This window comes from Thermosynechococcus sp. JY1331, assembly GCF_031583475.1.
GTDB lineage: Bacteria > Cyanobacteriota > Cyanobacteriia > Thermosynechococcales > Thermosynechococcaceae > Thermosynechococcus.
This window is the reverse complement of record NZ_CP134180.1, coordinates 299224-317426: the sequence shown is the minus strand read 5'-3', so window position 1 is coordinate 317426 and position 18203 is coordinate 299224. Positions and strand designations below refer to the sequence as shown.

Below are 18203 nucleotides of genomic sequence, written 5' to 3'. Positions count from 1 at the left end.
CCTAAGTTTCCGCTGATTTAACCACAAACACCGAACAGGGGGCATCCGCCACAACGGCGCCACTTACTGAGCCTTGCACAACCCGCTCAACCCCCGTGAGGCCGCGACTCCCCAGCACAATCAGGTCTGCCCCATAGATATTGGCCAAGCGTAAAATTTCCTCGACGGGGTCACCGGTAACAATTTCAATTTCCGAGTCACAGGGGAGGTGGCTTTGGAACTGTTGTAAATGCTGCTCAATACTGCGGTAGGTGCCCATTTGCGGATGCAACGAGGGGCGATCGGCACTGACCCCAAACCCCGACTCCACCGGTGAAATCACATGACTGAGAATCACTTGGGCATCTGGGTCAAGATTTAACTGGGTCACCGCTGCCATCACCCGTGCCGATAGCTCACTGGTATCGAGGGCCACTAAAATTGTTTTGAACATGCCTGTGACTCTGTACTTGCAATCTCCTAGTCTGCCACAAGAGCGCAAGTAGCGGTCAAACTGCCCTTCTGGATAGCTATTCGCAATGATTATTAACCACACCTATCGGTTTATTTTCCTAAAAACTCGTAAAACTGCTGGCACCAGTATTGAAATTGCCCTCTCCCAGTTTTGTGGTAGTCAGGATGTCATCACACCGATTCGCTGGCAGGATGAGCGCATCCGTCGTCAATTGGGTTATCCAGAGCCTCGCAATTTTCGTGCTCCCTTGGTTGACTATCGGTTGTCAGACTGGCTCGCTCTCTTTTATCAGGGGCCTAAGCGCAAGTGTAACAATCACTTCACGGCTGCCGAAGTTAACAACGCGATTAATCCCGACATTTGGCATAACTACTTTAAGTTTTGCTTTGAACTTTAAGTTTTGCTTTGAACGTAATCCCTTTGATAAGGCAATTAGTCGCTATTACTAGGAAATTCCATCGGCAACCCCAAATGAGGTATAGCTCCTTTGAGCATACAAAAGGATGATGAGGGGAAATTAAGTAAAAGTACTCAATGATAATGTCAACATTTGTTACAAACGTTACTGGGGATCATAAGACTTGTGGAGAATCCCCATGAAATGCTGACATTTCCTCGCATTCCTAAGGGGATCGCAGTAGCGTGAGGATCAGTACAGGACAGCAGGTGAATGTGTTGTGACGGTGTCGGGCGGTTATAAAAATGCCCGGATGAGTACACCAAGGAATTGTTCTGTCAAGACTGCAAACCCTATCCAAGAGTGCCTATGAAAGTTGGGGTCGTTAAGGAACGCGAAGTGGGTGAACAACGGGTTGCCCTGATTCCCGAAGTCGTTGCCAAGCTGGTGCAGCAGGGGTATCACCTCTGTGTGGAGTCTGGTGCAGGGGATATGGCTCACTTCAGCGATGATGACTACCGTGCAGCAGGTGCGGAAATTGGTTACTCCATTGAAGAGGTCTGGGGCGGTGTGGATGTGCTGCTCAAAGTGGCGCCGCTGCGCGATCGCGAGGTGGAGTGGATTCGACCCGGCACCACCTTAATTAGTTTTCTCAATCCCTTGGGCAATCCATGGCAGATGCAACACTTGGCAGAGCGGCAGATTACTGCCTTTGCCCTCGAGTGCATTCCCCGCACGAGTCGCGCCCAGAGTATGGATGCTTTGTCTTCCCAAGCAGCGGTGGCAGGCTATGCGGCGGTGTTATTGGCCGCTTCCCATTTGCCGCGCTTTTTCCCGATGTTGACGACGGCAGCGGGTACGATTCCCCCCGCCAAGGTGTTTGTGATTGGGGCAGGGGTGGCTGGCTTGCAGGCGATCGCCACCGCGCGGCGTTTGGGAGCTGTGGTTGAAGCCTTTGATATTCGCCCAGCGGTCAAGGAGGAAGTACAAAGCCTCGGTGCCAAATTTGTCGAAGTCAACCTTGAGGAGGATACGGTTGCTGCCGGCGGCTATGCCAAAGAGGTTTCTGAGGCGGCGAAGCACAAAACCCAAGAGGCGATCGCTGCCCATGTCCACAGTGCCGATGTGGTCATTACCACTGCTCAAATTCCCGGCAAGCCTGCCCCTCTTTTGGTGACAGAACGGATGGTGGCCAGCATGAAACCGGGTTCGGTGATTGTGGATTTAGCCGCTGAGCAGGGGGGCAACTGTGCCTGCACAGAACCGGGGCGCTCTATTTGTCATCAGCGGGTCACCATTATTGGCCCAATTAATCTGCCCTCGACAATGGCGGTGCATGCCAGTCAAATGTATGCCAAAAACATTTCGACCCTTCTGAAGTACCTCACCCCCCAAGGGGAATTGGTCTTGAACTTTGGCGATGACATTGTGGATGCCGCCTGTGTCACCCATGAAGGGCAGGTTCGCAACCCACGGGTACTGCAACTGCTGCATCCTGCCCAAACCTTGGCAACAACGGTTTAGAGATGTCCCTAGAGGATTCGTTCTATGACAGATCCCATTCTTGTCGGTCTGATGATTTTTGTCTTGGCCAGTTTCATTGGCTTTGAGGTGATTAACAAAGTTCCCCCCACCCTGCATACCCCCTTGATGTCTGGTTCCAATGCCATTTCGGGGATTGCCGTAATTGGTGCCCTACTGATGGCGGGGAGTGGGCACACCACTTTAACGGTGGTCTTGGGATTTATTGCGACAGTGCTCGCCACGATTAATGTGGTGGGCGGTTTTTTGGTCACGGATCGCATGTTGCAGATGTTTAAGCGGTAGGAACCATGGATTGGCTAACACGCATTGAAGAATTGAGCTATCTGGGTGCTGCGGCGCTCTTTATCCTCGGTTTGAAAAAACTGGGGTCTCCGGCCACGGCCCGTCAAGGAAATCGCCTTGCCGCCTTGGGGATGTTGATTGCGATTGTGGTCACGCTCCTCGATCGCCAGATTATTAGCTATACGGGCATCCTAGCGGCCATTGGCCTCGGCAGTGTCATTGGCGCGATCGCTGCCTACAAAGTGGAAATGACGGCCATGCCCCAGATGGTGGGGTTACTCAATGGCTTAGGAGGGGCGGCCTCTGCCTTGGTGGGCATTGGGGAATTTTGCCGCATCGTTGCGTTGGGTGAACCGCTGACCCCCAGTACGCTGATCACCATTCTTTTGGGGGTGCTGATTGGGGGTGTCACCCTTACTGGTAGCCTTGTGGCTTTTGGTAAACTTCAGGGATTGATTTCGGGAACCCCGATCATTTTCCCGATGCAGCAGGCGATTCACCTCGGCTTGCTGGTGGCTTTCTGGGTGGCCAGTGGCTGGGTGTGGTTGCATCCAAGTCAGATGCCGATTTTCTGGGGCCTGGTGGCGATCGCCAGCATTTTGGGGGTGCTCTTTGTCCTGCCCATTGGCGGTGCTGATATGCCGGTTGTGATTTCCCTTTTGAACTCCCTTTCGGGCTTGGCTGCCAGTGCTGCGGGCTTCATCGTTGGCAACAGTATGCTGATTATCGCGGGTGCCTTGGTGGGGGCTGCGGGGCTGATTCTGACCCAAATTATGTGCAAGGCCATGAATCGCTCCTTGGCCAATGTGCTCTTTAGTGGCTTTGGTAGCTCGACCACAGGCAGTGCTGAGGGTAGTGTTCATGCCACCGCGAAGTCAGTGCGCACCATTGACCCCGAAGAAAGTGCGATGATGCTGGGTTATGCCAAATCTGTGGTCATTGTTCCCGGCTATGGGATGGCGGTTGCCCAAGCGCAGCACAGTGTCAAAGAACTGGCAGATCAACTGGAGCGGCTGGGTGTGGATGTCAAATACGCGATCCACCCGGTGGCAGGTCGCATGCCCGGTCACATGAATGTGCTGCTTGCCGAAGCCAATGTCCCCTACCCCCAACTCAAGGACATGGAGGACATTAATCCAGAGTTTGAGCATGTGGATGTGGCACTGGTCATTGGTGCCAATGATGTCGTGAATCCAGCCGCGCGCACGAACCCCGGTAGCCCTGTCTATGGGATGCCCATTCTCGATGTGGATCGGGCACGACACACGATTGTGATCAAGCGCAGTCTCAATCCGGGCTTTGCCGGTATTGACAATGAGTTGTTCTACAAGGACAGAACTCTAATGCTGTTTGGCAATGCCAAGGAAGTGCTCAATCAACTCATTGCTGAGGTCAAACACCTTTAGGCAGTTGCCTTGGCCACGCGACGGTCAAAAACAGGGGCAATTTCTGCTAGGTCAAACTGATCAAGGCGATCGAGCACCCAGTGACAACGACGCTGGAGCATGTGAAAGGGATAGGTGTGCGCGACCCCCAAGACTTTGACACCAGCTTCACGGGCGGATTGCACCCCCACCAAGGTGTCCTCGATCGCCAGACAATCAGCGGCTGTGAGATCGCCCCCTAGGGCTTGCAAGGCTGCAATGGCACGGAGATAGGGGTCGGGATAGGGTTTGCCGCGTTCTACGCTTTCGGCACTGATAATGCAGTCCACAATGCCAGTCAAGTTTCCCCGCTCAAGAGCCAAGTCCACATCGGATCGCAGGGCACCGGTGACAATGGCAATTTTCAATTGCGCAGCATGGAGTTTCGCCAGCAGGGCGATCGCCCCCGCAAAGAAGGGAAAAGGCTCCATATTGGCTAGGCGTGCGCGGTAGGCAGCTGCCTTTTGTGCCACCAGTTTGTCGAGATAGGCCGGCGTCACTACCCGGCCGCGGCGACTGAGGAGATTATCCAAACAGGCGCGATCGCTGCGTCCCAAGCAAAAGAGATCGTATTCCCCCCGCTGGGGTCGCAAGTTCTCTTGCAGCAGAATCTCATCAATGAGGGCGGCATGGATCGCCTCATCATCAAGGATCACCCCATTGAAATCCAATAAGACTGCCTTCAGGGGCATAGTTAACTGCGCTACTTGTGTGCCAACTCTGGGAATAACTGCTGAATCCGTGCTTGGAGTTGCTCCGCAGCGCTGAGGTGCGCCATCTCTGCTGGGGGTCGCATGAGGGATTCTCCCACCAAAATTGCCTTGGCTCCCGCTTGGGTCACCCGCTCAACATCGGCGCGCTGATGAATGCCCGATTCACTGACCACGAGGATGTCGCGATCGCGCAGTTGCGCCCCATAGGTGGCCAAAAGCTGTTCAGTGGTGGCTAGATCAACACTAAAATCCGTCAAATTGCGATTGTTGATGCCCACCAACTGTACGTCCTCCAGCTCAAGTACCCGTTCCATCTCCTCGGCGCTGTGCACCTCCACTAATGCGGTTAGCCCCAAGCCATGGGCAATGCGCAGGAAATAACGCAGATCGCGATCCGAGAGAATGGCAGCGATTAAGAGAACCGCATCAGCGCCCCGCAACCGCGCTAAGAACATTTGGTAGGGGTAAATGATAAAGTCCTTGCACAGCAGTGGCACGTCCACCACTTGGCGAATTTGAGCTAGGTACTCAAAACTGCCTTGGAAAAACTCACTGTCCGTTAGGACGGAAAGGCAAGTCGCGCCAGCGGCAACATAGGCTTGGGCGATCGCCACCGGGTCAAAGTTGGGGCGAATCACCCCTTTACTGGGAGAGGCCTTCTTGACCTCGGCAATCAGTGCTGGCTGGGTGACAGGGTTTTGCAGCGCGGCGAAAAAGGAGCGTACGGGTGGTGCATCGAGTACCTGACGTTGCAAGTCCGGCAGGGGGAGCACTTCCCGCAGTTGCTCTACCTCCTGTTCCTTGTGCCAAACGATTTTCTCAAGGATATTGCGGGGAGCCTCATCGGCCACCGGTACTTGGTAGTGGAGGTTGCGAACGGTTACAGCGGGATTAGGGGGACGCCGGCGAATTTGCATGATGAGTGTCGTATGGAGTTGCAACAGTTGAACACTAAGATAAATCACATTGGCTGTACTAAACCATTCTCCCTTAGTCCTTATTTACAATCTGAGTTCGGATGGCCATTGGCGTTTGGGTTTTAGGCGATCAACTGTGGCAAGGGCAATCAGCCCTGCAAAGCTGTCCAACCCCTGTGCCCGTCATCCTCATTGAGTCCCGCCAATGGGTGCAACAACGCCGCTACCATGCCCAAAAACTCGTGCTGGTCTGGTCGGCCATGCGCCACTTTGCCCAAGAACTCGAGGCAGCCGGTTGGCCGGTGACTTACGCGATCGCCTCCGACTTTGCTACCCCCTTGCGACAGTGGATTGAAGCTCACCATATCCACGAACTGCGGATCATGCAGCCCAGCGATCGCCCCTTTCGGGATCTGATCGCTACCCTCGATCTCCCCTGTACCATTAAGTTCTTGCCCAACAATCACTTTCTCTGGTCAGAAGCAGAATTTCAGGACTGGGCGACAGGTCGCAAAACGTTGGTCTTGGAGTATTTCTACCGCGCCGGTCGCCAACGGTTTCAAATTCTCATGGACGGCAAATCGCCCGTGGGTGGCAAGTGGAACTACGATGCCGAAAATCGCCAACCGCCGCCTACTCGCCTCAAACCGCCACCACCGCTGCGCTTTTCTCCCGATCAGATCAGCCAAGAAGTCATTGAGACAGTGCGCCAAGGGAACTTTGACACCTACGGCCACATCGAACCCTTTGACTGGGGAGTCACCCGCGCCCAAGCGCTGCAGGTCTTGGAAAACTTTATTGAATACCGCTTGCCCCAGTTTGGCCCCTACCAAGATGCCATGGTGGCAGGAGAAGAGAGCCTATGGCACAGTTTGCTGTCCCCCTATTTGAACCTAGGGCTATTGCACCCCCAAGAAGTGATCGATGCTGTCTTAGCCGCCTATAGGGAACGGCCGCTGCCCCTCAACAGTGTGGAGGGCTTTATTCGCCAAATTCTCGGCTGGCGCGAGTATATGTATGGTCTCTATCACTACCTTGGCGCCGACTACTGCCAGCATAATTTCTTTCAGCACACTCACCCCTTACCGACGTTCTTTTGGCAGGGCGATCGCACCACCATGAACTGTCTGCGCAACGTTCTGCAGCAAATTGAGCGCACAGGCTATGCCCACCACATTCAACGGCTGATGATCCTCGCCAACTTTGCCCTGATTACTGGCTTGTCTCCGCAAGAAGTGGAAAACTGGTTCCACAGTGTCTTTATTGATGCCTACGACTGGGTGATGCAAACCAATGTTTTGGGAATGGGCTTATTTGCCGATGGCGGGCTGTTGGCCTCCAAGCCCTATGCGGCGTCTGCTAACTACATTCAGCGCATGAGTAATTATTGCCAAGGGTGCGCCTATGATCCCAAGCAACGAGTGGGCGATCGCGCCTGTCCCTTTAACTTTTTTTATTGGCACTTTCTAGCCCGGCACCGCAAAATCTTGAGTCGCCAAGGACGCATGAGCATTATCCTCAAAAATTTGGATAAACTGAGTGCCACAGAAACGGCAGCCATTCAACAGCAGGTGCAGCAGTGGTATGCTGAAAATTCATAGCCTCGAAAATAAAAAGTGTATTCTACATAACATTCATTTGCCATACGTCTTAAATTTAATCCGAAGTCAGTGAATCTGGAATAAACGAAAAATTCGGGTATTTTGAAATCTAGTGGGAATCGAACTTAACCAAAAGATAACCAAAAAATAATTTCCTCCTACTCTTAAGTCGAGATAATTTAAGTGAGGTAAAGCAGAGTACAGTCTTCACGCTAAAACAATTGAATACTCATTCTGGGGGACAATCAAATGAATGAGACAGTCAATATCCAACTGTCTGCAGCCGCTACGTTGGCTGACTTACCCTATTTTTCCTATCAGGTTTCCCCTGAAACCATCTCTGAAAAAGTGGCTGACGAATTTCAACGTTATCCTGAGCTACCGGGGGTACTGGTGGTGGCAGGCGATCGCGTCATCGGCATGATCTCCAAGGTCAAGTTTTTTGAGCGCATGAGCAAGCAGTTTGGTCGCGATCTCTACTTGCCGCGCCCGATCAAATTGATTCCAGAAATTGCTGCACCCCAAGTACCTCCCCTTGTTTTGATGGCACGCACTCCTGTGGAAGAAGCCGTGGAACAGGCCTTGAGTCGCCCCCCCGCCTTTGTCTACGAACCCGTGGTCGTGCGTAAGGGCAAGCAACTGGTGTTGGTGGATATGCGGGTGATCCTGATTGCCCAAGCGCAAGTGCTGAGCAAGAAAAATCTCTTCATTCAGCAGCAGCACTTCCACACCCAGCAACTCCTTGAGAAGTTAAAGGTCGAAAAAGAGCGGAACCAAGACTATGCCAAGCGCCTTGAAAGCGAGCTGACCCGCACCCAACAGATGAACGAAGCCCTAGAGCAGCAGGAGCGCTCTGTGCGTGAGCAAGCGGAGCGGATTGCCCAACTCAATCAACGGTTCGTCTCCATTAGCCAAGTTCTTTCCCAGCGGGGGCGCAAAGCCTTTCAGCAAACCTTCACCGGGGTTAACCAAATTAGCCGTCACACAGCGGAGGTTTATCGCCTCAGCGAACGGCTAAAACAGGACGTGGAAATTATCGACCAAGCCACCCATCAAATTGCTGAGATTACCCGTCAGGTGAAACACCTTGCGGTGCAGGCGGGGCTGATTGCCAGTCGCAGTGGCCAGCAGATGGCTGGTTTCGATTTTATCAGTGAGGCAATTAACAAACTGGCCAACCAAGTGGTCTTTGCCAACCAACAAGTAGAGGAAATGGCCAATCATTTTCGCCATCACATTCGCGAGGTTGTAGAGTCCACCGCCTCTGGGGAAAAAATCGCGCGATCGCTCCTCAGTCAAGTGGAGGATACCCAACAAGCCATCCAAGAACTACAAGCGCTACTGGATACTGAGGAAGCCACGACTCAGACAGAGACCATGCCAGCGGCAGCAGTTGCTTAGGGCAGCCCGTGGATTTAGACCCTCGCCGCGGGGTATCGTGAATTTAGTCCATTGATTTCTATCTCGCCTATTCAGGATGCCCCAACCCACTTTGATTCTCCATGGCGGCGCCGGCAGCTCGCTCCAAGACAAAGGCGGTCTCATTCCCGTCCGCCAATCCCTGCATGCCATTGTTACCCAAGTGGTTCAGGCCCTAAAAGAAGGGGCAACGGCGATTGAGGCAGTGGTTTTGGGGTGTCGGCTCCTAGAGGATGAACCGCGCTTTAATGCAGGCACGGGGTCTGTGCTGCAATCCGACGGTCAAATTCGCATGAGCGCCTCGCTCATGGATGGGCAGCGGCAGCGCCTCAGCGGTGTCATTAATGTCTCACGGGTGAAAAATCCCATTGACCTTGCGCATTGGTTGCAACAGTGCCCCGATCGCATTTTGTCCGATGTGGGAGCAGCAGAGCTCGCTCGTGAATTGCAGCTTCCTGTGTATCAACCCCTCACGGATCAGCGACTCTACGAGTGGCTCGAGGAACGCAAAGGCAATTTCCAAACATCGATGGCCGGAGTCGTGGCCGAGGAGGCAAGGCGGGGCACGATTGGTGTTGTGGTTTTAGATCAGCAGGGACACTTGGCCGTGGGGACTTCCACTGGCGGCAAGGGCTTTGAGCGTATTGGGCGGGTGAGTGACTCCGCAACGCCAGCCGGCACCTATGCCAACAGCTTAGCAGCAGTCAGTTGTACTGGCATTGGTGAGGATATTCTGGATGAGGCGCTGGCCACGCGGATTGTGGTGCGCGTCACCGATGGGCTTTCCCTTGAGGCGGCCTTTGAAAAATCCTTTCGGGAAGCCGCGAGTCGGCAACGGGATTTTGGCGCCATTGGCCTCGACCATCAAGGGGCGATCGCCTGGGGCAAAACCTGTGATGTCCTGCTGGCGGCCTACTGGAATGGCATCACCATTGGTGACACCTTAGACCTACCCCCCGGCCTGCAGGTGGGCGGCCAAAAATAATTTATCCTTGCTGTCAAGTTTTTTTATTGCCAGCTCAATGCAATTGGCTGCATCTGTTAGGGTAAAGGCCTATAATTTTAAGTGTTTTTACATTTGGCCGATGTCCCTTGAGGGAACCCTATGACCAATACGACCTCGCCTGCCATCCTCAATCCAATTGCTCGTCCTGAAGTTCCCCAAGAACTTGCGGAAAATATCATCCTTACTTCCCTCAACGATGTTTATGACTGGGCACGGCTATCGAGCCTCTGGCCGCTCATGTATGGCACTGCCTGCTGCTTCATTGAGTTTGCGGCCATGATTGGCTCGCGCTTCGATTTCGATCGCTTTGGCTTGGTGCCCCGCAACAGCCCCCGTCAGGCGGATTTGATCATCACCTCTGGCACCATCACGATGAAAATGGCACCCGCCTTGGTGCGCCTCTACGATCAAATGCCCAATCCCAAGTACGTGATTGCGATGGGTGCCTGCACGATCACAGGGGGGATGTTTAGCTCTGATTCTTATTCCGCCGTGCGTGGTGTGGACAAGCTGATTCCCGTGGATGTCTATTTGCCCGGCTGTCCGCCCCGTCCAGAAGCGATCATGGATGCGATTGTCAAGCTGCGCAAGAAAATTGCCAATGAGCATATCAGTGAGCGCGGCAACCTTGCCCAAACCCATCGCCTCTTTACCGCCAAGCACAAGATGAAGCCGGTGCCCCCTATTCTCACCGGTCAATATCTCAATGCCCCCAGCCGCCAAGCGCCGCCTCCAGCCCTTGCGCAAGCCATGGGAATGGCCGTTCCTGCCCTTGGGGAAGCCGTGAGCGAAACCCGCACCGTTGCAGAGTAGTTTGGTCATCGTTGGTGAAGAGGTAGCAATTATGGCAGTTTCAACAGAGCTTTTGGTACTCGGTGTCTATGGCGCCTTGGCAGGGCTGTATCTGCTGGTGGTGCCGGCGATCGTCTATGCCTATTTGAATGCTCGCTGGTATGTGGCTGGCTCCTTTGAGCGGGCATTTATGTACTTTCTGGTGACGTTCTTCTTTCCGGGATTACTCCTGCTGGCACCCTTTATTAACTTTCGTCCCCAACCGCGCTCTCTCGATTCCTAGGTGCTATGCGCCGCATTGATGTTCTAGGGATTGGTATTGGTGTTTTCCTTGCGGGCGGCTTGGTTTATCTGCTGTTGCGCATTGCGGGGGTTGAGCCGCTTCAAGCCGGGATTTGGAGTCAAGCCATTTTTGTCTTGGTGGTTCTGGGTTGGCTCTCCACCTATCTCCTGCGGGTCTTTACAGGACGGATGACCTACCACCAGCAACTCAAAGACTATGAGGAGGCCGTGATGAGCGATCGCCTTGCGCGGATGTCGCCAGAGGAGCTAGCCGCCCTTGAAGCAGAAATTCTAGCGGAATCCAGCGAGATTGCCGATCCAGAATTGGGCGATAATTAGCTCAGTTTTCCCCTAGTTTGGCAATGCACTTTCCCCGCTCCTGTGGTTTACTGCTTCATCCCACGTCCCTGCCCGATGGCCACGGCATTGGTGACTTGGGGTCAGCCGCCTATGACTTCTTGGAATTTTTGGTTGCCAGTGATCAGCAGTACTGGCAGGTCTTGCCCCTAGGGCCAACGGGCTTTGGCAATTCCCCCTATATGTGCTACTCCGCGATGGCCGGCAACCCACTGCTGATCAGCTTGGATGAACTGGTCAAGGAGGGCTGGTTAACGGAAGCAGATTTGGCAGGACTTAGGTTTGAGAATAGCGATCGCGTCGATTTCGAGGCTGTCATTAGCCAAAAACTCCCCCTGCTCCGCCTTGCTGCTCAACGCTTTCAGAATCAAGCCACCCCAGAAGACTGGCAGGCCTTTCGCGACTTTCAAGCCCTTGCCCACTACTGGCTGCCCACCTATGCCCTCTTTATGGCGCTGAAGGATCACCACGAGGGACAGCCGTGGTATGAATGGCCCGCCCCTTTGCGCGATCGCGAACCCACCGCCCTTGCCGCGATCCAAGCCGTTCTCAAAGAGCGCATTTTTGAGTACGAGTTTCAGCAATTTCTCTTTTACCAGCAGTGGCACGCCCTCAAGGAAGCCGCCAATCAACAGGGGATTCAGATTATTGGTGATATTCCCATTTATGTTGCCCACGACAGTGCCGATGTCTGGGCCTTTCCCCAATTTTTTGAACTCAATCCAGAAACGGGTGCGGTTGCCCTCATGGCCGGTGTGCCTCCAGATTACTTCAGTGCCACAGGACAACTCTGGGGCAACCCCATTTACAACTGGAAAGCCCTTGCTGCCGATGGCTACTCTTGGTGGATTGAGCGCTTCCGTGCCCTGCTCTCCTACATGGACATTATCCGTGTGGATCACTTTCGCGGCTTTCAGGGCTACTGGCAAGTGCCCGAAGGAGAGGAAACAGCCGTCAACGGTGAGTGGCAACTGGGTCCTGGTGCTGCCTTCTTTGAAACCTTGCAAGCTGCTTTGGGACGACTGCCTATTCTCGCCGAGGATTTAGGGGATATTACCCCCGATGTCATTGCCCTACGGGATCAGTTTCAGTTTCCGGGGATGAAAATTCTCCAGTTTGCCTTCGGCGGTGGTTCGGATAATCCCTTTTTACCCTTTAATCAAGAGCGCAACTGTGTGGTGTACACCGGCACCCATGACAATGACACAACTGTCGGCTGGTACCGCACCCTCAGTGACTGGGAACAGCAGCGCCTCATTGACTATTTGGGCTATACCCCCAGCGAACCCCACTGGGCTTTGATTCGCATGGCCCTAGGAACCGTTGCCAACCAAGCCATTCTTCCCGTTCAAGATTTGCTCGGTCTCGATAGTCATGCCCGCATGAATTTCCCCGGTACGAGCGAAGGCAACTGGGCGTGGCGCCTAACTGCGGGTCAACTTACCCCTGAACTTGCCGCTCATTTGAAGCACTTGGTGCACCTCTTTGGCCGTCAAGCGCCACCGAGACCCCAGCCGGTTGAAGCTGCCGAAGAAGCCGTCCCCGAAAAAGACCCCGCCTAAGCTCGCCGTCGGCCATCGGGCATAATCGTACCCCGCAAATCCACTTCACTGAGGTTGGCACCACTCATATCCGCAGCAGTCAGGTTCACCCGCGTCAAATCCGCCCGCGACAGGTTAGAGCCTGAGAGGTTGGCGTCCCCTAAGTCTGCCCCACTCAAGTTAACACCGCTGAGATCTACAGTTCCCAGTAAGCTGCCACTAAACGTTGCCCGGCTCAGGGTAGCTCCACTGAGGGTGGCGCGGCTGAGATTCGCTTCTGAGAGAGTAGCACGACTCAGGTTGGCTCCCACCAAGCGGGCACGGCTGAGATTCGCTTCTACCAAGTCGGCACGGCTAAAGTTGGCTTCCGTTAACTCCACTTCGCGAAGATTGGCACCACTGAGATTGGCACCCCGCAGCTTCACGCCATTAAAGACGAGGCCACTGAGATTGGCACTGCGTAGATCCGTTTGACTCAAATCCGCATTGTCCAGCAATGCCCCCTGCAAGTTTGCCCCTTGGAGATTCGCCCCCTGCAGATTGGTGCCCACCAGTTTGGCATGGCTGAGGTTGGCGCCCCGTAAATTTGCCCCACTGAGATCCGCGCGGCTAAGGTTGGTATGGCTCAGGTTCGCGCCACTGAGATTGGCACCACTGAGGTTGACATCTGAAAGTTCTAGGGAGGACAGATCCGCCTTGGCCAGTTCCGCGCCGACAAGGTTGGCCTTGGCAAGGTTGGCTTCACTGAGCTTGACTTCCGTGAGATCAACGCGGCTGAGATTGGCTCCCGTGAGATTCGCCGCCGTTAAGTTCGCGCCACTCAGGTTGGCACCGCTGAGGTTCGCACCACTGAGATTGGCATTGCTGACATCCGCCTGAATTAAATCCACACGGGTTAGGTTCGCCTGCTTTAGATCCGTGCCATGCAAATTCGCGCCCTGTAAATTTGCCCCCGAAAGGTTAACGCCGTCGAGTGTCAATCCCCGTAGATCCGCATTCGCCAAGTCCACACGAGAGAGATTGGCACCCTGAAGCACCGTTCCCCGCAGGGTGGTTTCACTAAGTTCAGCGCGGCTGAGATTGGCTCGCGTCAGGTTTGCCCAACTGAGATCACTGCGGCTAAGGTTTGCGCCAGCGAGGTTGGCATCCACCAATTCTGCCTTGATGAGCATGGCATTAACAATTTCTGCGCCACACAGCACCGCACCACTGAGATTGGCTCCGCTCAGGTTGACCCACTCCATGTCGGCACGGGAGAGAATAATCCCCCGTAAATCAGCGTTGATAAACTCGCCATTTGTCAAACTGGCACGATTAAAGTCCCGTTCACCGCTGGCATAGCGTTTTAACAACTCTTGGGGATTCATCAAAAAAAACGGGTCTGGAACCCCGCCCTTGAGAACGGCTCTACACTCTAAGCCTAGCTTAATTCGCTAAAACCACACTACGCTCGTGAGAGGATGATAATAAAGACTTGCGCTCTCTCATGGATACCATCCCTATTCTTGATCTCAAGGCCCAATATCAATTCCTGCAAGCAGACATCGATCGCGCAGTTGCCCGCGTACTGGCATCCGGTCAGTTCATTCTAGGGCCAGAGGTACAGGCCTTTGAGGAAGAGGTAGCCGCCTATTTAGGGGTGCGCCATGCGGTAGCAGTTAATTCAGGGACAGATGCACTGGTGATTTCCCTGCGCAGTTTGGGAATAGGTGCTGGGGATGAGGTGATTACCACCCCCTTTTCGTTTTTTGCGACGGCAGAGGCGATTAGTTTGGTGGGTGCCCGCCCGGTCTTTGTGGATGTGGAACTGGACTCTTTTAACCTTGATCCCAGTAAAGTTGCCGCAGCCATTACCCCCCGCACCAAGGCGATTTTGCCGGTTCATTTATTTGGGCGGCCAGCTGCTATGGGAGCAATTGTTGAAATTGCCCAAGCCCATGGGTTAGCCATTCTTGAGGATTGTGCCCAGTCCTTTGGTGCCCGCTATTGTCCGCCCTGTGAGAACTGTCAATGTGAAACGGCAACTCAAGAGGCTTTAGCTCATCGGTTCACGGGGGCGATCGGTACCATGGGAGCCTTTTCATTTTTTCCCACCAAGAATCTCGGTGCCTATGGCGACGGGGGGCTGATTACCACCAATGATGATGATTTAGCCGAACGATCGCGCATGCTGCGGGTTCACGGCTCCCGTCAACGCTACCACCACGAAATGATTGGCTACAATTCTCGCTTGGACAGCCTACAGGCGGCAATTCTGCGGGTGAAGCTACCCCATATCGATCGCTGGAATCAAGAGCGACGGCGAGTCGCCCAAACCTATAACCAAGCCTTGGCGGGTCTTGAGGCGGTGGTGACCCCAGCAGTCTCACCAGGGCATGTGTTTCATCAATATACCATTCGGGTGCTCAATGGCCAGCGGGATGCGCTCGCGGCTTACCTCAAGGAGGCTGGTATTAGTTCGATGATTTACTACCCGATTCCCCAAGATCACTCTCCGATGTATAAGGGGCAATCTCCACCCAATCCTGTGAGCGATCGCCTTGCCAGCGAGGTTCTCAGCTTACCCATTTGGCCTGAATTGAGCGATGCCACCATTGAGCATATTGCCGCAACCATTCGCCAGTTTTTTCGTAAGCGCTAAGGGCATCCCCTAAGCAGTTGTCTGGGTATTTGTCCTCCCTTAACACAACCTTAAGCTGACACTCGCTAAGCTAACTACAGCTCTTTTGTGAAATATGGGGTTAACAGACAGGACACATCGGCATGCTGTCCGCCATTAACGTTCTCAGGATTCAGAGTGTTCAACCCTAGTGAAAAGGGCTGTAATGTCACTTGGGCTAGGAGAGCCATGCTATGAAAGTTGCCGTTTTCAGTGCCAAATCCTACGATCGCCAGTTTCTGAATGCCGCCAATGAAGCTCAAGGTCATCCCCATCTCCTCACCTACTACGATGTGCTGCTGCGTCCTCAAACAGTTTCCCTTGCCGAGGGACATGAGGCCGTCTGTGTATTTGTCAATGATGATCTGGGGGCAGAGACCCTCAAACGGCTGGCAGCGTTGGGGGTGCGTCTGGTGACGCTGCGCTGTACGGGCTTCAACAATGTGGATTTGGCAACAGCGGCCAGCTTGGGCATCACAGTTACCCGCGTCAGTGCTTATTCCCCCTATTCGGTAGCGGAGCATACAGTGGGGCTGATCTTGATGCTAAACCGCAAACTCCACCGTGCCTACAACCGCGTGCGCGATGATAATTTTTCCCTAGAGGGGCTGATGGGCTTTGACCTGCACGGCTGCACCGTTGGCATCATTGGCACAGGCAAAATTGGGCGTGTTGTTGCCCGGATTATGCATGGTTTTGGCTGTCACCTCTACGGCTATGATCCCTACCCCAACAAAGACTTTGAGCAGATAGGCACCTACACAACCCTAGAAACCCTCTTGGCTGAATCGGACATTGTCACTCTTCATTGCCCCCTTGTCCCCGAAAATGAACACCTGATCAATGCGACCACGATCGCCCAAATGAAGCGCGGTGTCATGTTGATCAATACTAGTCGTGGCAAGCTGGTGGACACCAAAGCAGTCATTGAGGGTATTAAAAGCGGCCAAATTGGTTATCTGGGCATTGATGTCTATGAAGAGGAAGACTCCCTCTTTTTCCAAGATCTTTCGGACACGATTATTCAAGACGACACCTTCCAACTCCTGCAATCCTTCCCCAATGTGGTGATTACTGCTCACCAAGCCTTCTTTACCCGCAATGCCCTCACGGATATTGCCCGTACGACAATTGAAAATCTGACCTGTTTTGAGCAAGGCCTGCCCCTAGCAAACGAAGTGAAACAGATGTAAGGCTCGGCGAAACGGTTATTGCTATAACGTTTCTGGCAAACAGATCCGCTATAGTAGCGATCGCATTTATTTCAGGAAAGAATCATGGGGCGTGCAGAAAAAGTCATTTTGGCCTATTCGGGGGGAGTGGATACCTCCGTGTGTATTCCCTATCTCAAGCACGAGTGGGGCGTGAAGGAAGTCATTACCCTCGCCGCTGATTTAGGACAGGGGGATGAACTGGAACCCATTCGCCAAAAAGCCCTTGATGCGGGTGCCAGTGCCTCGCTGGTGGTCGATGCCAAAGCTGAGTTCATCCGCAACTATGCCTTTCCCGCTCTTCAGGCCAACGCCCTCTACGAAAATCGCTATCCCCTCTCGACGGCCCTTGCTCGCCCTCTGATTGCCAAGCTCTTGGTGGATGCGGCTGCTGAGTATGGTGCCGATGCCGTTGCCCACGGCTGCACGGGTAAAGGCAATGATCAAGTGCGCTTTGATGTGGCGATCGCCGCCCTGAATCCCAACCTCAAGGTCCTAGCACCCGCTCGCGAATGGGGCATGAGCCGCGAAGAAACCATTGCCTATGGCGAACGCTTTGGCATTCCTGCGCCTGTGAAAAAATCTTCCCCCTACAGCATTGACCGCAATCTTTTGGGACGCAGTATTGAAGCCGGCCCCCTTGAGGATCCGTGGATTGAACCCCTTGAGGAAATCTATTTGATGACCCAAGCCATTGAAAATACCCCCAACTCCCCGGAGTATGTGGATATTGGCTTTGAGGCCGGAATTCCCGTTAGCCTCGATGGCCGCTCCCTCGATCCCGTAACGCTGGTGAGTGAACTCAATGAGCGAGTGGGTCGCCACGGCTTTGGTCGCATTGACATGATTGAAAATCGCCTAGTCGGCATTAAATCCCGCGAAATTTACGAAGCCCCTGCCCTCTTGGTGCTCATTGACGCCCACCGCGATTTGGAAAGTTTAACTCTGACCGCCGATGTGACGCAGTACAAACGGGGGATTGAAGAGACCTACAGCCGCTTGGTCTATAACGGCCTCTGGTACAGCCCCCTCAAGGAAGCCTTGGATGCTTTTATTCAACAGACCCAGAAGCGGGTGACGGGTACCGTGCGCGTCAAGCTCTTTAAGGGAACCGCACGGGTGGTGGGGCGGCAATCTCCCTACTCCCTCTACACGCCCGATTTGGCCACCTATGGTGCCGAGGATCAATTTAATCACAAGGCCGCCGAGGGCTTTATCTACGTGTGGGGGCTACCCACCCGTGTCTGGGCAGAAAAACTGCGCCAAGGCTAATCGGGGGCTTCGACGATACACCACTCATGGAGTTCGTAGTGCACACACTGGTGTTGGACGAGGGGATCGCGGGCAACAATTTCTTCAGCGGCTTGCCGGGAATCCGCCTGAAACAACAACATGCCACCCCCGCGCTCAGCCCAGTATCCCGTGCGGGCTTGATGCCCTGCGGCAATGAGGGCGCGCACATAGGCACGGTGGGCAGGAACGTGGCGATCAAAGGTGGCTTTGTCCACAATACCGCGTTCAATTTTGACAAACCATGGCATCGCTGACTGGCTCCTCTGGATGGGAATCAAGACCTAGAATAGCTATAGCAGTGGGCTTGAAA

Annotated in this window: 19 protein-coding genes; 14 read left to right on the top strand and 5 right to left on the bottom strand. The window is 53.9% G+C overall.

Annotated elements, in window-relative coordinates; genetic code table 11:
- Window position 1: 1 nt before the first annotated feature.
- Window positions 2-433 (bottom strand): universal stress protein, encoded by a 432-nt coding sequence (locus tag RHJ31_RS01445; RefSeq protein ID WP_181495099.1) that lies wholly within the window; start codon window positions 431-433, stop codon window positions 2-4.
- Window positions 434-518: 85 nt separating this feature from the next.
- Between RHJ31_RS01445 and RHJ31_RS01440 the strand changes: the two genes are divergently transcribed.
- From RHJ31_RS01440 to RHJ31_RS01425, 4 genes are all read left to right on the top strand, one after another.
- Complete coding sequence (locus RHJ31_RS01440; RefSeq protein ID WP_302677102.1) at window positions 519-851, top strand: hypothetical protein; 333 nt, start codon at window positions 519-521, stop codon at window positions 849-851.
- Between the two features lie 369 nt (window positions 852-1220).
- Window positions 1221-2375 carry a Re/Si-specific NAD(P)(+) transhydrogenase subunit alpha gene (locus RHJ31_RS01435; RefSeq protein WP_302677101.1) on the top strand — a complete coding sequence of 385 codons (1155 nt, stop codon included), beginning with the start codon at window positions 1221-1223 and terminating at the stop codon, window positions 2373-2375.
- 24 nt (window positions 2376-2399) lie between these two features.
- A complete protein-coding gene (locus RHJ31_RS01430; protein WP_206200761.1) occupies window positions 2400-2678 on the top strand; it encodes an NAD(P) transhydrogenase subunit alpha in 279 nt (92 codons plus the stop codon).
- A gap of 5 nt (window positions 2679-2683) precedes the next feature.
- A complete protein-coding gene (locus tag RHJ31_RS01425; protein WP_302677100.1) occupies window positions 2684-4084 on the top strand; it encodes an NAD(P)(+) transhydrogenase (Re/Si-specific) subunit beta in 1401 nt (466 codons plus the stop codon).
- On the opposite strand, the gene RHJ31_RS01420 is transcribed toward RHJ31_RS01425, so the two are convergent.
- Together RHJ31_RS01420 and trpC are read right to left on the bottom strand one after the other, a co-directional pair.
- Window positions 4081-4794, bottom strand: coding sequence for an HAD family phosphatase (locus tag RHJ31_RS01420; RefSeq protein ID WP_302677099.1), 714 nt, complete (start codon window positions 4792-4794; stop codon window positions 4081-4083). The genes RHJ31_RS01425 and RHJ31_RS01420 overlap by 4 nt on opposite strands.
- Window positions 4795-4805: 11 nt before the next feature.
- A complete protein-coding gene (trpC, locus tag RHJ31_RS01415) occupies window positions 4806-5732 on the bottom strand; it encodes an indole-3-glycerol phosphate synthase TrpC (protein ID WP_206200758.1) in 927 nt (308 codons plus the stop codon).
- A gap of 101 nt (window positions 5733-5833) precedes the next feature.
- On the opposite strand from trpC, the gene RHJ31_RS01410 reads away from it, so the two are divergent.
- From RHJ31_RS01410 to malQ, 7 genes are all read left to right on the top strand, one after another.
- Window positions 5834-7333: a cryptochrome/photolyase family protein gene (locus tag RHJ31_RS01410; RefSeq protein WP_302677098.1), complete on the top strand. Its 1500-nt coding sequence runs from the start codon at window positions 5834-5836 to the stop codon at window positions 7331-7333.
- Between the two features lie 249 nt (window positions 7334-7582).
- The gene (locus tag RHJ31_RS01405) at window positions 7583-8734 is read left to right on the top strand and encodes a hypothetical protein (RefSeq protein ID WP_302677097.1); all 1152 of its coding nucleotides are present in this window, start codon (window positions 7583-7585) and stop codon (window positions 8732-8734) included.
- Window positions 8735-8810: 76 nt separating this feature from the next.
- Window positions 8811-9737, top strand: coding sequence for an isoaspartyl peptidase/L-asparaginase (locus tag RHJ31_RS01400; protein WP_302677096.1), 927 nt, complete (start codon window positions 8811-8813; stop codon window positions 9735-9737).
- Between the two features lie 120 nt (window positions 9738-9857).
- Window positions 9858-10571, top strand: coding sequence for a photosynthetic/respiratory NAD(P)H-quinone oxidoreductase subunit K (ndhK, locus tag RHJ31_RS01395; RefSeq protein WP_302677095.1), 714 nt, complete (start codon window positions 9858-9860; stop codon window positions 10569-10571).
- Window positions 10572-10602: 31 nt separating this feature from the next.
- A complete protein-coding gene (gene ndhL / locus RHJ31_RS01390; protein WP_181495109.1) occupies window positions 10603-10833 on the top strand; it encodes a photosynthetic/respiratory NAD(P)H-quinone oxidoreductase subunit L in 231 nt (76 codons plus the stop codon).
- 5 nt (window positions 10834-10838) lie between these two features.
- Window positions 10839-11171 (top strand): DUF3007 family protein, encoded by a 333-nt coding sequence (locus tag RHJ31_RS01385; RefSeq protein ID WP_206200753.1) that lies wholly within the window; start codon window positions 10839-10841, stop codon window positions 11169-11171.
- Between the two features lie 23 nt (window positions 11172-11194).
- Window positions 11195-12751, top strand: a complete 1557-nt coding sequence (gene malQ / locus RHJ31_RS01380; protein ID WP_302677094.1) for a 4-alpha-glucanotransferase — start codon at window positions 11195-11197, stop codon at window positions 12749-12751.
- Here malQ and RHJ31_RS01375 read toward each other — a convergent pair.
- Entirely contained in the window at window positions 12748-14097 is a 1350-nt protein-coding gene (locus tag RHJ31_RS01375; protein WP_302677093.1) for a pentapeptide repeat-containing protein, read from the bottom strand. The two genes, malQ and RHJ31_RS01375, sit on opposite strands and share 4 nt — an antisense overlap.
- Before the next feature lie 119 nt (window positions 14098-14216).
- Between RHJ31_RS01375 and RHJ31_RS01370 the strand changes: the two genes are divergently transcribed.
- The 3 genes from RHJ31_RS01370 to RHJ31_RS01360 all read left to right on the top strand — a co-directional run bounded on the left by RHJ31_RS01370 (window position 14217) and on the right by RHJ31_RS01360 (window position 17872).
- Window positions 14217-15371, top strand: a complete 1155-nt coding sequence (locus RHJ31_RS01370; protein WP_302677092.1) for a DegT/DnrJ/EryC1/StrS aminotransferase family protein — start codon at window positions 14217-14219, stop codon at window positions 15369-15371.
- A gap of 212 nt (window positions 15372-15583) precedes the next feature.
- Window positions 15584-16582 (top strand): 2-hydroxyacid dehydrogenase, encoded by a 999-nt coding sequence (locus RHJ31_RS01365; protein WP_302677091.1) that lies wholly within the window; start codon window positions 15584-15586, stop codon window positions 16580-16582.
- Window positions 16583-16666: 84 nt separating this feature from the next.
- On the top strand, window positions 16667-17872 hold the full coding sequence (locus RHJ31_RS01360; RefSeq protein ID WP_302677090.1) for an argininosuccinate synthase: 1206 nt from the start codon (window positions 16667-16669) through the stop codon (window positions 17870-17872).
- On the opposite strand, the gene RHJ31_RS01355 is transcribed toward RHJ31_RS01360, so the two are convergent.
- The gene (locus RHJ31_RS01355; protein ID WP_302677089.1) at window positions 17869-18141 is read right to left on the bottom strand and encodes a YciI family protein; all 273 of its coding nucleotides are present in this window, start codon (window positions 18139-18141) and stop codon (window positions 17869-17871) included. The genes RHJ31_RS01360 and RHJ31_RS01355 overlap by 4 nt on opposite strands.
- Window positions 18142-18203: the final 62 nt, after the last annotated feature.

Bases quoted from the DNA above. Each gene is read 5' to 3' on its own strand.
- RHJ31_RS01375 (WP_302677093.1), bottom strand. From the start codon at position 14,097: ATGAATCCCCAAGAGTTGTTAAAACGCTATGCCAGCGGTGAACGGGAC.
- RHJ31_RS01425 (WP_302677100.1), top strand. From the start codon at position 2,684: ATGGATTGGCTAACACGCATTGAAGAATTGAGCTATCTGGGTGCTGCG.
- RHJ31_RS01420 (WP_302677099.1), bottom strand. From the start codon at position 4,794: ATGCCCCTGAAGGCAGTCTTATTGGATTTCAATGGGGTGATCCTTGAT.
- RHJ31_RS01410 (WP_302677098.1), top strand. From the start codon at position 5,834: ATGGCCATTGGCGTTTGGGTTTTAGGCGATCAACTGTGGCAAGGGCAA.
- RHJ31_RS01365 (WP_302677091.1), top strand. From the start codon at position 15,584: ATGAAAGTTGCCGTTTTCAGTGCCAAATCCTACGATCGCCAGTTTCTG.
- malQ (WP_302677094.1), top strand. From the start codon at position 11,195: ATGCACTTTCCCCGCTCCTGTGGTTTACTGCTTCATCCCACGTCCCTG.
- RHJ31_RS01445 (WP_181495099.1), bottom strand. From the start codon at position 433: ATGTTCAAAACAATTTTAGTGGCCCTCGATACCAGTGAGCTATCGGCA.
- RHJ31_RS01400 (WP_302677096.1), top strand. From the start codon at position 8,811: ATGCCCCAACCCACTTTGATTCTCCATGGCGGCGCCGGCAGCTCGCTC.
- RHJ31_RS01355 (WP_302677089.1), bottom strand. From the start codon at position 18,141: ATGCCATGGTTTGTCAAAATTGAACGCGGTATTGTGGACAAAGCCACC.
- RHJ31_RS01440 (WP_302677102.1), top strand. From the start codon at position 519: ATGATTATTAACCACACCTATCGGTTTATTTTCCTAAAAACTCGTAAA.
- ndhL (WP_181495109.1), top strand. From the start codon at position 10,603: ATGGCAGTTTCAACAGAGCTTTTGGTACTCGGTGTCTATGGCGCCTTG.
- RHJ31_RS01370 (WP_302677092.1), top strand. From the start codon at position 14,217: ATGGATACCATCCCTATTCTTGATCTCAAGGCCCAATATCAATTCCTG.
- RHJ31_RS01360 (WP_302677090.1), top strand. From the start codon at position 16,667: ATGGGGCGTGCAGAAAAAGTCATTTTGGCCTATTCGGGGGGAGTGGAT.
- RHJ31_RS01435 (WP_302677101.1), top strand. From the start codon at position 1,221: ATGAAAGTTGGGGTCGTTAAGGAACGCGAAGTGGGTGAACAACGGGTT.
- trpC (WP_206200758.1), bottom strand. From the start codon at position 5,732: ATGCAAATTCGCCGGCGTCCCCCTAATCCCGCTGTAACCGTTCGCAAC.
- ndhK (WP_302677095.1), top strand. From the start codon at position 9,858: ATGACCAATACGACCTCGCCTGCCATCCTCAATCCAATTGCTCGTCCT.
- RHJ31_RS01385 (WP_206200753.1), top strand. From the start codon at position 10,839: ATGCGCCGCATTGATGTTCTAGGGATTGGTATTGGTGTTTTCCTTGCG.
- RHJ31_RS01430 (WP_206200761.1), top strand. From the start codon at position 2,400: ATGACAGATCCCATTCTTGTCGGTCTGATGATTTTTGTCTTGGCCAGT.
- RHJ31_RS01405 (WP_302677097.1), top strand. From the start codon at position 7,583: ATGAATGAGACAGTCAATATCCAACTGTCTGCAGCCGCTACGTTGGCT.